The organism is Brevundimonas sp., assembly GCF_036402095.1.
Taxonomy (GTDB): domain Bacteria; phylum Pseudomonadota; class Alphaproteobacteria; order Caulobacterales; family Caulobacteraceae; genus Brevundimonas.
The window spans coordinates 1-12,009 of record NZ_DASWTO010000115.1 but is presented as its reverse complement, the minus strand read 5'-3'; the positions used below and the strand labels follow the sequence as shown (position 1 = coordinate 12,009).

Here is a 12,009-nt window from a genome sequence, read left to right as displayed (position 1 = left end):
GATGACCACACACGAGACCGTGCTGAAGTTCGGCGTCGCTGGCGCTGGCGTCATGGGCCGAAACCACGCCCGGGTGCTGTCCGACATCCGCGACGTCGAGCTGACCCACGTCTTCGACCCCGACGCCGCGACCGCCGAGGGCGTGGCCGCGGCCTATGGCGCCAGCCCGGTGACCACGGCCGAAGCCTTCGTCGCGGCGGGTCTGGACGCCGCCGTCGTGGCGACGCCGAACCGGCACCACGCCGATCTGACCGTGGCCCTGCTGGAAAAGGGCGTGCATGTGCTGGTCGAGAAGCCGATCGCGGCGACCATAGCCGACGCCCGGCGCATGATCGACGCGGCCAGGGCCAACGACCGCGTGCTGATGGTCGGCCAGGTGGAGCGGTTCAACCCGGCCGTGGACGCCGTGAAACGCGCCATCGACGGCGACGACGTGATCTCCATCCAGATCACCCGCGTCGGCCCCTTCCCGCCGCGCATGGGCGAGGTCGGGGTGGTCATCGACCTGGCGGTGCACGACATCGACATCATCCGCCACCTGACGGATTCGGAGATCACCGAGGTCCAGCCGCAGCTGGCCCGCACCCGCGCCGAGCGCGAGGACACCGCCCTGCTGCAGTTCCGGCTGGCGAACGGCGCCATCGCCCACATCACCACCAACTGGGTCACCCCCTACAAGGTCCGCACCCTGCAGGTGGCGACGATGAACAAGTTCGTGGTCGCCGACCTGATCACCCGCCAGGTGACGGAGTATTTCGGCCAGCAGCCCGACGGCTCCTACCAGACCCGCGCCGTCAACAGCTGGCCCGCCGAGCCGCTGAAGAAGGAGCTGGAGGCCTTCGCCCACGCCATCCGCACCGGCGAACCGGCGGCGGTGACCGGCGAGGACGGACTGAGGACCCTGGAAGTGGCGCTGAGGTGCCTGGGAGAGGGGTGAACCCTCCGCTTCGCCCGCGCGTTACCGGCGCATGAGCGAGATTCCCCTGACTCCCGCCCCCGGCGACGAGGCCGAGCCCGGCGCGCCCGGGACCGGTGAAAACATCTGCCCGGGGTGCAACGGTACGGGTCTGGTCGGAGACCGGCCGTGTCCGACGTGCGAAGGCTCCGGCCGGGTGGTCGAGGGGATCGGCGGCGGGTGATGCACCTTGCACTGACGCCTGCGCAGACCATTATCGCGCAATGCGAATGCGGCTCCCTCAAAGGCTGATGCTCACCACGGCGGGGTTCATAGTGGTTTCGCCGCTCGCCGGTGGGGCGGTCCTCTCGGCGGTGCTTGCCGTGACAGCGGCGTGGATGCCCGATGAGTTGAGGCAAGGGGCTATGAACCCGATCGCTGGTGGGCTGCTCGTGGCCGTGCTGGCGTTTTCACCGGCCGCCGCCATCACCGGGCTGGTGATGTCAGTGCTTTCGCCCCGGATTCTGACGCCCGGTGGCTGGATGGGCTATGCAGGCCTTTGGGGGGCCGCCCTGACGAGTCTGTCGCTGTTGGTTCTCTTTCGCACGGTCTTCATCGAAGGACCGCTTGGAGCAGGCCTGTATATCATGGCGGGCCTTACCCTGTGCGCGACGCTGGGGATGGTCGCGGCAGCGGCGGCGACGCTCCGGACAAGACCGAGGCCGCCGATTTCCCAAATGGCCGAGATAAGCGGGGCCTAGCCCACCACCTGCATCCCCAGCCACTCCGCCACCAGCGCAGGCTTTTCCGCGCCCTCGATCTCGACGGTGACCTCGTGCTTGATCAGCCAGCGGCCGCCGCCCTTGTCCTCGGCCGACAGCAGTCTGAAGCGGCCGCGGACGTTCGAGCCGGCCCGCACCGGTGCGAGGAAGCGAAGCTTGTCGAAGCCGTAGTTGACGCCCATCACCACCCCCTCCAGCGGCGGCACGGCGTCATAGGTCATGGCCGAGAGCAGGCTGAGGGTCAGGAAGCCATGGGCTATGGTCCCGCCGAAGGGGGTGGCCTTCGCCGCCTCCGGGTCCACGTGGATGAACTGGCGGTCTTCGGTGATCTCGGCGAAGGCGTCGATACGGGACTGGTCGACGGTGATCCAGCGGCTGACGCCGATCTCCTGACCGATCAGGCCGGGCAGGTCGGCGAGGGGCGTCGGCGCGCCCTTGCGTTCGGTGCGGCTCATGCGCTCTTCCCCCAGGTTTCCGGATCGAAGCGATCCTCGATGATGGCCGAGTACAGCGACGGATCGACGTTGCCGCCGGACAGGATGACGGCCGTGGTCCGGCCCTGCGTCTGGACCTTGCCGGCCAGCAGGGCGGCGAGCGACACGGCGCCGCCCGGTTCGACCACCAGTTTCAGCACGCGGAAGGCGTAGCGCACAGCCTCCGCCACCTCGGCGTCGGAGACGGTCTCGACCCGGTCGAGGCGGCGGTTGATCGGGAAGGTCAGTTCGCCCGGCCGGTCGGTCATCAGGGCGTCGCAGATCGTGGCGCCCGGCGCCGGGGCGTGGGTCAGGCGCTTGCCGGCGGCGAGCGACAGCTGGGTGTCGTTGTAATGCTCGGGCTCGACGCCGATCACAGGGGTGTGCGGCGACAGGGCGGCCATGGCCAGATTGACGCCGGCGATCAGACCGCCGCCCGAGGCGCCGCACACCAGCTTGTCGAGCGGCACGGCGCCGAGGGCCTTGGCCTGGTCCATGATCTCCAGACCGATGGTGCCCTGGCCCTCGATGACGAAGGGGTCGTCGAAGGGGCGGACCAGCACCGATCCCTTCGAGGCGGCGATCTCCTCGCCGATGGCCTCGCGGCTCTCGCTGTAGCGGTCGTACATGCGAACCTCGCCGCCGAAGCTTCGGACGCCCTCGACCTTCACCCCCGGGCTGTCGGCCGGCATGACGATGACGGCGCTGGTCCCGACCATGCGCGCCGCCGCCGCCACGGCCTGGGCGTGGTTGCCGGAGGAATAGGCGACGACGCCGCGCCGCTTCTCATCCTCGGTCAGCCGGCTGATGCGATTGTAGGCGCCGCGGAATTTGAAGGCCCCGGCGACCTGCAGGGTCTCGGCCTTGAGCAGGACGCGGCCGCCGACCTCGGCGTTCAGCGCCGGGCTCTCGATCAGCGGCGTGCGCACGGCGTGGCCGGCGATCTGGCGGGCGGCGTCCTGAACGCCGGCGAAGGAGGCGGTGTGCATGGAAGGCACTTAACCGCATCGCTTTGGCCTGCGTAAGATGGGGCGATGCAAAGTCTGATCCTCGCCATCGACCAGGGCACGACCTCGACGCGGGCCGTCGCCTTCGAGTGCGCGCCGGAGGGCGGGCTGCGGCCGGTGGCGGTCAGCCAGATCGAGCTGGCGCAGCATTTCCCCAAGCCTGGCTGGGTCGAACACGACGCGGCGGAGATCTGGGCGGCGACGCTGCAGACCTGCCGCGAGGTCATCCGCAAGGCCGGAGGCGTGGGGCGGTTCGCGGCCGTCGGCATCACCAACCAGCGCGAGACCTCGGTGATCTGGGACGCGGCGACGGGCGAGCCGCTGCAGCACGCCGTCGTCTGGCAGGATCGGCGCACGGCGGATGTCACTGGGCGGCTCGCCGCGGCCGGGCATGAACCGGCGGTGCAGGCGGCGACCGGGCTGATCCTCGATCCGTATTTCTCGGCCTCGAAATTCGCCTGGCTGCTGGATGCCGTTCCGGGCGCCCGCGAGCGGGCGGAGCGGGGCGAGGTCAAGCTCGGGACGATCGAGACCTGGCTGATCTGGAAGCTGACCGGCGGGACCAGCCACGTCACTGACGCGACCAACGCCAGCCGGACGTCGCTGATGGATCTGGCCACGCGCCGGTGGCGGCCGGACCTGGCTGAACTGTTCAACGTCCCGATGGCGGGACTGCCGGAAATCCGGGGTTGCGCCGATCATCTGGGCACCTGCGAGGCGTCGCTGTTCGGGGCCGCCCTGCCGATTCACGGCGCGGCGGGCGACCAGCAGGCCGCACTGGTGGGACATGGCGCGCTCAAGCCCGGCGACGCCAAGATCACCTATGGCACCGGGGCGTTTCTGGTGGCCAATGTCGGCGCGGCGCCGGTGGCCTCGAGCAGCCGGCTGCTGGGCACCCTGGGCTATGCGGCGGACGGCCAGGTCGCCTATGCCCTGGAAGGGTCGATCTTCTCGGCCGGCTCGGCGATCCAGTGGCTGCGCGACGGGCTGAAGGTGATCAGCGAGTCCCGGCAGTCCGAGGCCATGGCGCAGGGGCTGGGCGACAACGGCGGCGTCTATCTGGTCCCCGGCTTCACCGGCCTCGGCGCGCCATGGTGGGAGACGGAGGCGCGCGGGACCATCATCGGCCTGACCCGCGACAGCGGCCCGGCGCAGCTGGTGCGCGCGGCGCTAGAATCGCTCGCCTACCAGACCCGCGACCTGCTGGACGCCCTGGCGAAGGACGGGGCGCCGAAGCTGAAGGTGCTCAAGGTCGACGGCGGGGTCACCGCCAACGCCTTCGCCATGCAGTTCGTGGCCGACATCTGCGAGGTCGTGGTCGAGCGTCCGGCCTTCCAGGAGATGACCGCGCTGGGCGCGGCCAAGCTGGCGGCGTTGGGCGTCGGCCTGATCGGCGATCTCGAGGACCATCCGGTCGAGGCGCCGGCGCGGTGGGAGCCGCGCATGGGGGCGGAGGAGCGCGGGCGGCTGCTGAAAGGCTGGCGCGGGGCGGTGAAGGCCGCCATCATCGCCGCCCGATGAGCCAGACCGACCTCGCCGACCCGCAATCGACCTTTTCCGGCACGCGCGAGGTCGATCCCCGCCATGCCCTGGACGCAGCGGAGCTGGGCGCGTGGCTCGCCGCCCATGTCGAGGGCTACGCCGGGCCGCTGACGATCCGACAGTTCAAGGGCGGCCAGTCGAACCCGACCTATGAGCTGACGACGCCCGGCCGCACCTATGTGCTGCGCCGCAAGCCGCCGGGAACGCTGCTGGCCTCGGCCCATGCGGTGGACCGCGAGTTCCGCGTCATTTCGGCCCTGCACGCCCAGGGCTATCCGGTGGCGCGGCCCTGGGCGCTGTGCACCGACGAGGGCGTCATCGGCTCGATGTTCTACGTCATGGACAAGGTCGAGGGCCGGGTCTTGTGGGACCTCAAGCTGCCGGGCATGACCCCGGAGCAGCGACGGGCGATCTATGACGCCCAGGTGGATACGCTGGCCGCGCTGCACGCCTTCGATCCAGCCGCCATCGGCCTGGGCGACTACGGCCGGCCGGGCAACTATTTCGAACGCCAGGTCGGGCGCTGGACCAAACAGTACCGGGCCTCGGAGATCGAGCCGATCCCCGCCATGGACCGGCTGATCGAATTCCTGCCCGCGACCCTGCCGCCCGAGGGGCCGACGCGGATCGTCCACGGCGACTTCCGGCTCGACAACCTGATCCTCGCGCCCGAGGCGCCCGAGGTGCGGGCGGTGCTGGACTGGGAGCTGTCGACGCTGGGCGATCCGATGGCCGACTTCTCCTATCTGCTAATCGCCTGGGTGATCCCGGCGACGGCGCGCAACGGCCTGGCGGGGGCCGATATCGAGGCGCTGGGCATCCCTTCGGTGGAGCAGATGGTGGAGCGGTACGCCGGCCTGACCGGGGCGCGGCCGGCCGATCTCGACTGGCTGTTCGCCTACAACCTGTTCCGGCTGGCGGCCATCTGTCAGGGCATCGCCGGGCGGGTGCGCGACGGCACGGCGGCCTCGGCCCATGCCAAGACCATGGCGGCGCAGGTCCCCATGCTGGCGGCGGGCGCCCTGTCGTTCGCCCGGAAGGCCGGCGCCTGAGGCTGGCTAGTTGGTCAGCACCTGGACGCGGGTCCACAGCGCGCCGCGGTTGACCACGAAGACGCGCAGCCGCGCCGGCGCGCCGGGCGCGAGGGTGCAGACCGGATAGTGGTCGCCGAAGCCGTCGGCGCACAGCACCTTGCCCGAGGCGTCGCGTACGGTCAGGTCGACGTCTGTGTCGCCGTCGCCGATGGCCGCCACACGCAGGATCTCGGCGCCGCGCGCATCGATCTCGAAGCTCCAGCTCTCGCGCGAGGCCAGCCGCTTGACGGTCGATACCGGTCCGTCACCGAAGGGCGACCAGCGGACCCCGACGACCGGCGCGGGCGGCGGCGGCGGGGGTGGAGGTGGCGGGGGAGGCGGCGGCGGGGGTGGCGGTGGAGGCGCGCTCGGGACGGGCTGGCGTTGCGGCGCCCGCGGCCGCGCCGGAACCGGGGCCGGCGGCGGCTCGGCTTCGGTCACCCGGTCGGCGTTGCGATCGATGCGCGATCCGGTCACCGCCACCTCGTCGAGCGAGTCGGCGGTCCGGCCGAGGGCCGCGGCTTCCTGGCGGAGGCCGGGCGCGGTGAGAACGGGCGCGACGTCAGGGTCGCCGCCGGATCCGGCGCGCAGGGGCACCTCGTCGAGCATGCGGGCGGCCAGCAGGAGAGCGTCGGCGTCGCGCCGCTCGCGTCCCCAGGCGGCCAGTTCGGCGGCGAGCACCACCTGGGTGACGGCGCGCGCCTCCGGGGTCTCCGTTGCTGGAACCGTGGCTTGCGGGGGCGTCTGCCGGGCCGCCGCGCCCGGCGCCGGCGCGGCGCAGGCGAGGGTCAGGCCAAGGATCGTCAGGAGACGGAGCGCCGGTTTCATACGGTCACCTGTGTCGCCGCCCGGCCGCGAGCGGTCAAGCTCGCACTCTCGGCGCGGCGGGCGCGGACGCCAGTGACGAAAGCTGACGATCAGCGGGGCGGCAGGACGGCGCCGTTGAGGATGCGCCGGTCGGCGCGGGCCTGGACCAGCACGGCGACGGCCTCGTCGGGGCTCAGTCCGGCGGGCAGCGGATAGAGCGCCGGGCGGCCGGTCCACGTGCCGAGGCTGCGGACCGAGCGCACGACATTGACCTGGCGCACCGTCTGGCCGCGGTTGTCGCCGCTGCCGATCTCGACCGTCTGCAGCCCGGGGCGGTAGACGACGGCCACCACCTCGGCGCCGCCGGCGGGGGCGCGGCCGGAGCCGACGCCGACGCGGTCGCCGGTCTCGCGGAACTCGATCTCGGGCGGGAAGACCCGGCGGGCGGCCTCTTCCTCAACGGCGGCCTTGAGCGCCGCGTCCTGGGTGACCGGCGCCTGGCGGCGGCCGTCGATCACCACCTGCGGCGTGCCGACGGCGCGCAGCTTCAGCGGACGGCGATAGGCGCGCTGGCGCTGCGCGAACTCGGGCCGGGCGAAGGTGTCCTCCCAGCCGAGGTAGTCCCAGTAGTCCACGGCGTAGGTCAGGGCGATGACGCCGGGATCGTCGGCCAGGGCCTCGACGCGGGCGTTGGCCTCGGGACAGCCGGCGCAGCCCTGGGCGGTGAACAGCTCGACGATCACCGGCTCCGGCGGAGCCTCGCCGCGGGGGGCGCGGGGCGCCGCCGGCTGGGCGCTTGACCCGGCCGCCATGGTGGCGGCCGCCAGGGCCGCCGCAGGGATGATCCAGCCCCTCGTGCGCATGGCGCGCACCTTAATCACGGCGGCGGCCGCCGCGCGCCTCATTTTCGCGTGAGGCGTCAGACGCGGATGTCGAGCAGGGAGCCGGGGCGCTGCGGACGGTCGTCGGCGGCGCGCAAGACCCCCGCCGGCGCGGCCCGGGCGGGTGCGGCCGGGGCCGTCTGACCGGCGGACGACGGGGGGACGCCGTCGAGGGCGGCGCGGAAGAAGTCCGAGCGCGAGGCGCGACCGGGGGACGGCGGGGTCTGCGTCGGGAACAGGGGCGACGGAACGGGGGGGCGAATCGCGCTCATGCCGACAGGGTTAATGAAATCCGTCGGAAATGGGTTAACGGCCGTCGGGCCCGGTCGGTCTCAGCGCCGGGTGGCGGTGGGGAGCGGGCGCGGCGGGGCCTGCATGGCCTCGACCAGCCGGTCGATCTCGGCCTGGTCCATCAGGGGCGCAGAAGACTTGGCCACCACCCGGCCCATGGCGTCGACGGCGAAGGTCTCGGGCGCGCCGGTGATGCCGAGGTCGAGGCCGGCCCGGCCGTCGCGGTCGACCAGAACCATGGCGTAGGGATCGCCCAGCTCGTCGAGGAAGGCGCGGGTCTTCACCGGATCGTCCTTCCACGCCACGCCGACGACGGCGACGCCGCGCGCCTTCAGAGCCATCAGCTGCGGATGTTCGAGGCGACAGGGCGCGCACCAGCTGGCGAAGACGTTGATCAGCATCGGGCGGCCGACGCCGGCGGTCTTCAGGTCGAGCACGCCCGGTCCGGCGGTGGCGCCGGTCAGCAGGGGCAGGACGGTTTCCGGCACCGGCTGGCCGATCAGGGCGTCGGGGCGATATTCGCTGCCCCGGCCCTCCGCCAGCGACCGCCCGGTGAAGTCGCCGAGCCGCACGGCGGCGAAGGCCACCAGGGCGAGCAGCGCCAGCAGGGGGATGAGGGCGAGCCAGCGGTTCATGGGCGTCAGTCCTCCGCGGCCTGTCCGGCCTCGAGCCGCTTCAACTCGCCCGACCAGCGACGCGCGGCGGCGATGGCGCGGACGGCCAGGGCGGCGAGGACGACGGCGCTGACGGCCCAGGCGGGCCAGACGAAGGCGGCGTAGGGACTCATGTCGAGGTCGATCAAGCTCAGGCCTCCAGGGCGCGGCGGGCGCGGATCGACAGCACCCGGCGACGCACGATCTCGGTGCGGATGGCGGTCAGCCAGACGGCGAGGAAGAACAGGCCGTAGGCCGCCATCATCAGCAGCAGGGGGGTCAGATAGACCGGCGGCATGGCCGGCCCTTCGGCCCGCAGCAGCGAGGCGGGCTGGTGCAGGGTGTTCCACCAGTCGACCGAGAATTTGACGATCGGCAGGTTGATCAGGCCGACGAGGCCCAGCACGGCCGCGGCGCGGGCGGCCCGGGTCTCGTCGTCGATCGAGGCGCGCAGGGCCATGTAGCCGAGGTAGAAGAGGAACAGGATCAGCACCGACATCAGCCGGGCGTCGCCCCAGGCCCACCAGGCACCCCACATCGGCTTGCCCCACAGGCTGCCGGTGATCAGGGCCAGGGCGGTGAAGGCGGCGCCGGGCAGGGCGGCGGCGCGGGCGGCGGCGTCGGCCAGCGGGTGGCGGAAGACCAGGGCGAAGAAGCTGGAGACGCCGAGGGCGGCGTAGGCGGCCAGGCCGACCGTGGCTGCGGGCGCATGGACGAAGATGATCCGCATCGTGTCGCCCTGCTGGTAGTCCTCGGGCGCGGCGAAGGCGAGCCAGGTCGCCGTCGCCAGCAGGACGACGGCCAGCCCCCAGAGCGCCGGAATCAGCGGGCGGGTGAAGCGCAGGAAGCGGTCGGGATTGGCGAGGCCGAACATCGGGAGGTCTCTTAGTGGGTCATCGCGTCCGGCGCTACTTCGGGGCGTTGCGGAGGCGGCGCGGCTTGTAGCCGCCCCTCCCGCCATGCCAGAGGAATGGTCGCGTACGGGGGGCGCGATCCATGAGCGAAGACATCACCAGGGATTCCAACGGCAACGTTCTCGGCGACGGGGACAGCGTGACGCTGATCAAGGACCTGAAGGTCAAGGGCTCCGGCGGGGTGACGCTGAAGCGCGGCACGCTGGTCAAGAACATCCGCCTGACCGGCGATCCGGACGAGATCGAGGCCAATGTCGAGAAGGTGCGGGGCCTGGTGCTGCGCACGGAGTTCGTCAAGAAGGCCTGAGCCACGGCCCTGGCGACGCTCAGCCCTGCGCGTTGCGAATCGCCGCTGCGCCCGCGAAGGGCGTGACGACGGCGGCGAACAGGACGTAGGCCGCCAGCAGGGCCAGCGCCGGGGCGGGGTTGAGGCCGTTCACCGCCCGCTCCAGCGCGCCGGATCCGAACACCACCGGCGGGATGAACAGCGGCAGGACGACGACGGCGATCAGCAGGCCGCCGCGCTTCGAGCCGAGCGCCAGCGCCGCGCCCAGGGCGCCCGTCAGGGCGAAGCCGAGGGCGCCGATCAGGGCCGAGGCGGCGACCAGCGGCGCCTGGGCCGGCGGCAGGCCGAGGGTGATGGCGGCGACGGGGGCGGTGACGGCGAGCGGCAAGCCCACGGCCAGCCACTGGGCCTTGGCCTTGGCGAGGACCACCAGTTCGAGCGGAACCGGGCCGAGGGCGATCAGATCGAGGGCGCCGTCCTCGAGATCGCGCTCGAACAGCCGCTCCAGCGACAGGATGGAGGACAGGGCCAGGGCCAGCCAGGCGATGCCGCCGGCGACGGGCCTGAGCCCGGCCGGGTCGCCGCCGGCCGCCAGCGGCACGAGCACGGTCAGGCACAGGAAGAAGCCGCAGGCCAGCAGGGGACCGCCGCCGCCCGACCAGGCCAGCGCCAGTTCGCGGCGCCACAGGACCAGCAGGGCCTTCACCGTCCAGCTCCGATGTCGATGGCGCGCGAGGCGACCGGCAGCGGATCGTGAACGGCGGCGAGGATGCCGCCGCCCTTGTCGACATGCGCCTGCATCAGCAGGCCCAGGGCCGCCCGCCAGCGGGCGTCGAGCGGGGCGAAGGGCTCGTCGAGCAGCCAGATCGGCCGCGGCGCGGCGATCAGACGGGCGAAGGCGAGGCGTCGGCGCTGGCCCGCCGAAAGCTGGCGCACCTCGAGGTCGAGCAGCGGCTCGAGCGCGAGCACGTCGACGGCGGCGGCGATGGCGTGGCGGTCGGCGCCCAGCCATGCGGCCTGGAACGCCAGCTCGTCGCGGGCGCGCCGGGCGCCCTTGAGGCCGTCGAGGTGGCCCAGCCAATGCAGGTGGCGGCGCCGGGCCTCGGCCGGATCGGCGTCGGCGAAGGCGATGCTCCCGCCGTCGGGGCGGATGAAGCCCGCCAGCGCCCGCAGCAGGCTGGTCTTGCCGGCGCCGTTGGCCCCGGTCAGGGCCACGGCCTCGCCGGAGGCCAGCGCCAGCGACAGGTCGCGGAACAGCACGCGTTCGCCGCGGGACAGGGTCAGGCCGGAGACCGTCAGCATCGCCGGCGGCTCCAGTTGCGAGCGTCTCTCAATGCCCCTGCGGCCGTCGTGGATACATGGACGCCCGTTGCAACCATCGCTATATCCGGCCTCGCCGCAGCAGGCGTTCGCCGCGCGCGGCGGGGACCTGTGCGCCCCGCCGTCGACCGCGCGATCGTGCAACCGGATTGTCGGGCGGCGTGAACCAGAGGAAGCCTCTCCATGCCGTCAGTCGACAGCCTTTCCACCCGGCGCGATCTCTCCGTCGGGCGCAAGAAATACGCCTATTACAGCCTTCCGGCCGCCGAGGAAGCGGGCCTGACCGGGATTTCCCGCCTGCCGCGCTCGATGAAGGTGCTGCTTGAGAACCTGCTGCGCAACGAGGACGGCGTCTCGGTCACCGCCGAGGACCTCAAGGCCGTCGCCGCCTGGATCGACAACAAGGGCGCGGTCGAGCACGAGATCGCCTTCCGCCCGGCCCGGGTTCTGATGCAGGACTTCACCGGCGTTCCGGCGGTGGTCGACCTGGCCGCCATGCGCGACGCCATGTCGAAGCTCGGCGCCGATCCGTCGAAGATCAACCCGCTGAACCCGGTCGACCTGGTCATCGACCACTCGGTCATGGTCGACCATTTCGGCGACAGCAAGTCGTTCGAACGCAACGTCGAGCGCGAATACGAGCGCAACATCGAGCGCTACAACTTCCTGCGCTGGGGCTCGTCGGCCTTCAACAATTTCCGCGTCGTGCCGCCCGGCACCGGCATCTGCCACCAGGTCAATCTCGAGAACCTGGCCCAGACCGTGTGGACCGCGCCCGAGGGCAAGGCGACGCTGGCCTATCCCGACACCGTGGTCGGCACCGACAGCCACACGACCATGATCAACGGCCTGGCGGTGCTCGGCTGGGGCGTCGGCGGCATCGAGGCCGAGGCGGCCATGCTGGGCCAGCCGATCCCGATGCTGATTCCGGAAGTCATCGGCTTCCGTCTGACCGGCGCCCTGCCGGAAGGGGCCACCGCCACCGACCTGGTGCTGACGGTCACCCAGATGCTGCGCAAGAAGGGCGTGGTCGGCAAATTCGTCGAGTTCTTCGGCCCCGGCGTGACCAGCCTGACCATCGAGGA

General features: G+C 71.9%; 17 protein-coding genes. 7 read left to right on the top strand and 10 right to left on the bottom strand.

Annotation, left to right across the window (positions count from 1 at the left end):
- The first annotated feature begins 1 nt into the window (after position 1).
- From VGD32_RS08450 to VGD32_RS08440, 3 genes are all read left to right on the top strand, one after another.
- Positions 2 to 937 carry a Gfo/Idh/MocA family oxidoreductase gene (locus VGD32_RS08450; RefSeq protein WP_331031453.1) on the top strand — a complete coding sequence of 312 codons (936 nt, stop codon included), beginning with the start codon at positions 2 to 4 and terminating at the stop codon, positions 935 to 937.
- A gap of 31 nt (positions 938 to 968) precedes the next feature.
- Positions 969 to 1,139, top strand: a complete 171-nt coding sequence (locus tag VGD32_RS08445) for a hypothetical protein (protein WP_331031452.1) — start codon at positions 969 to 971, stop codon at positions 1,137 to 1,139.
- Positions 1,140 to 1,206: 67 nt separating this feature from the next.
- A complete protein-coding gene (locus VGD32_RS08440; protein ID WP_331031451.1) occupies positions 1,207 to 1,656 on the top strand; it encodes a hypothetical protein in 450 nt (149 codons plus the stop codon).
- On the opposite strand, the gene VGD32_RS08435 is transcribed toward VGD32_RS08440, so the two are convergent.
- Both VGD32_RS08435 and VGD32_RS08430 read right to left on the bottom strand, forming a co-directional pair.
- On the bottom strand, positions 1,653 to 2,132 hold the full coding sequence (locus VGD32_RS08435; protein WP_331031450.1) for a MaoC family dehydratase: 480 nt from the start codon (positions 2,130 to 2,132) through the stop codon (positions 1,653 to 1,655). The genes VGD32_RS08440 and VGD32_RS08435 overlap by 4 nt on opposite strands.
- Positions 2,129 to 3,139, bottom strand: a complete 1,011-nt coding sequence (locus tag VGD32_RS08430; protein ID WP_331031449.1) for a threonine/serine dehydratase — start codon at positions 3,137 to 3,139, stop codon at positions 2,129 to 2,131. The genes VGD32_RS08435 and VGD32_RS08430 overlap by 4 nt, the downstream gene beginning before the upstream one ends.
- 45 nt (positions 3,140 to 3,184) lie before the next feature.
- Here VGD32_RS08430 and glpK point away from each other — a divergent pair, with 45 nt between their 5' ends.
- Positions 3,185 to 4,678: a glycerol kinase GlpK gene (glpK, locus tag VGD32_RS08425; RefSeq protein WP_331031448.1), complete on the top strand. Its 1,494-nt coding sequence runs from the start codon at positions 3,185 to 3,187 to the stop codon at positions 4,676 to 4,678.
- Positions 4,675 to 5,751 (top strand): phosphotransferase family protein, encoded by a 1,077-nt coding sequence (locus tag VGD32_RS08420; RefSeq protein WP_331031447.1) that lies wholly within the window; start codon positions 4,675 to 4,677, stop codon positions 5,749 to 5,751. Before glpK ends, VGD32_RS08420 begins: the two co-directional genes overlap by 4 nt.
- 6 nt (positions 5,752 to 5,757) lie before the next feature.
- Here the strand turns inward: VGD32_RS08420 and VGD32_RS08415 are convergent, their stop codons facing one another.
- The 6 genes from VGD32_RS08415 to ccmC form a co-directional block, all read right to left on the bottom strand.
- Entirely contained in the window at positions 5,758 to 6,600 is an 843-nt protein-coding gene (locus VGD32_RS08415; protein ID WP_331031446.1) for a hypothetical protein, read from the bottom strand.
- Positions 6,601 to 6,689: 89 nt separating this feature from the next.
- Positions 6,690 to 7,442, bottom strand: a complete 753-nt coding sequence (locus VGD32_RS08410; protein WP_331031445.1) for a DUF1223 domain-containing protein — start codon at positions 7,440 to 7,442, stop codon at positions 6,690 to 6,692.
- A 56-nt stretch (positions 7,443 to 7,498) separates the two neighbouring features.
- On the bottom strand, positions 7,499 to 7,732 hold the full coding sequence (locus VGD32_RS08405) for a hypothetical protein (protein WP_331031444.1): 234 nt from the start codon (positions 7,730 to 7,732) through the stop codon (positions 7,499 to 7,501).
- A 60-nt stretch (positions 7,733 to 7,792) separates the two neighbouring features.
- Positions 7,793 to 8,386: a DsbE family thiol:disulfide interchange protein gene (locus VGD32_RS08400; RefSeq protein ID WP_331031443.1), complete on the bottom strand. Its 594-nt coding sequence runs from the start codon at positions 8,384 to 8,386 to the stop codon at positions 7,793 to 7,795.
- 5 nt (positions 8,387 to 8,391) lie between these two features.
- Positions 8,392 to 8,553, bottom strand: a complete 162-nt coding sequence (gene ccmD / locus VGD32_RS08395; protein ID WP_331031442.1) for a heme exporter protein CcmD — start codon at positions 8,551 to 8,553, stop codon at positions 8,392 to 8,394.
- A gap of 2 nt (positions 8,554 to 8,555) precedes the next feature.
- The gene (gene ccmC, locus VGD32_RS08390) at positions 8,556 to 9,278 is read right to left on the bottom strand and encodes a heme ABC transporter permease CcmC (protein WP_331031441.1); all 723 of its coding nucleotides are present in this window, start codon (positions 9,276 to 9,278) and stop codon (positions 8,556 to 8,558) included.
- Between the two features lie 122 nt (positions 9,279 to 9,400).
- On the opposite strand from ccmC, the gene VGD32_RS08385 reads away from it, so the two are divergent.
- Complete coding sequence (locus tag VGD32_RS08385; RefSeq protein ID WP_331031440.1) at positions 9,401 to 9,625, top strand: alkylphosphonate utilization protein; 225 nt, start codon at positions 9,401 to 9,403, stop codon at positions 9,623 to 9,625.
- Positions 9,626 to 9,644: 19 nt separating this feature from the next.
- On the opposite strand, the gene ccmB is transcribed toward VGD32_RS08385, so the two are convergent.
- On the bottom strand, positions 9,645 to 10,310 hold the full coding sequence (ccmB, locus tag VGD32_RS08380; RefSeq protein ID WP_331031439.1) for a heme exporter protein CcmB: 666 nt from the start codon (positions 10,308 to 10,310) through the stop codon (positions 9,645 to 9,647).
- Entirely contained in the window at positions 10,307 to 10,906 is a 600-nt protein-coding gene (ccmA, locus tag VGD32_RS08375) for a heme ABC exporter ATP-binding protein CcmA (RefSeq protein WP_331031438.1), read from the bottom strand. Before ccmA ends, ccmB begins: the two co-directional genes overlap by 4 nt.
- Positions 10,907 to 11,107: 201 nt before the next feature.
- Here ccmA and VGD32_RS08370 point away from each other — a divergent pair.
- The coding region (locus tag VGD32_RS08370; RefSeq protein WP_331031437.1) for an aconitase family protein at positions 11,108 to 12,009 on the top strand (902 nt) is incomplete at its 3' end.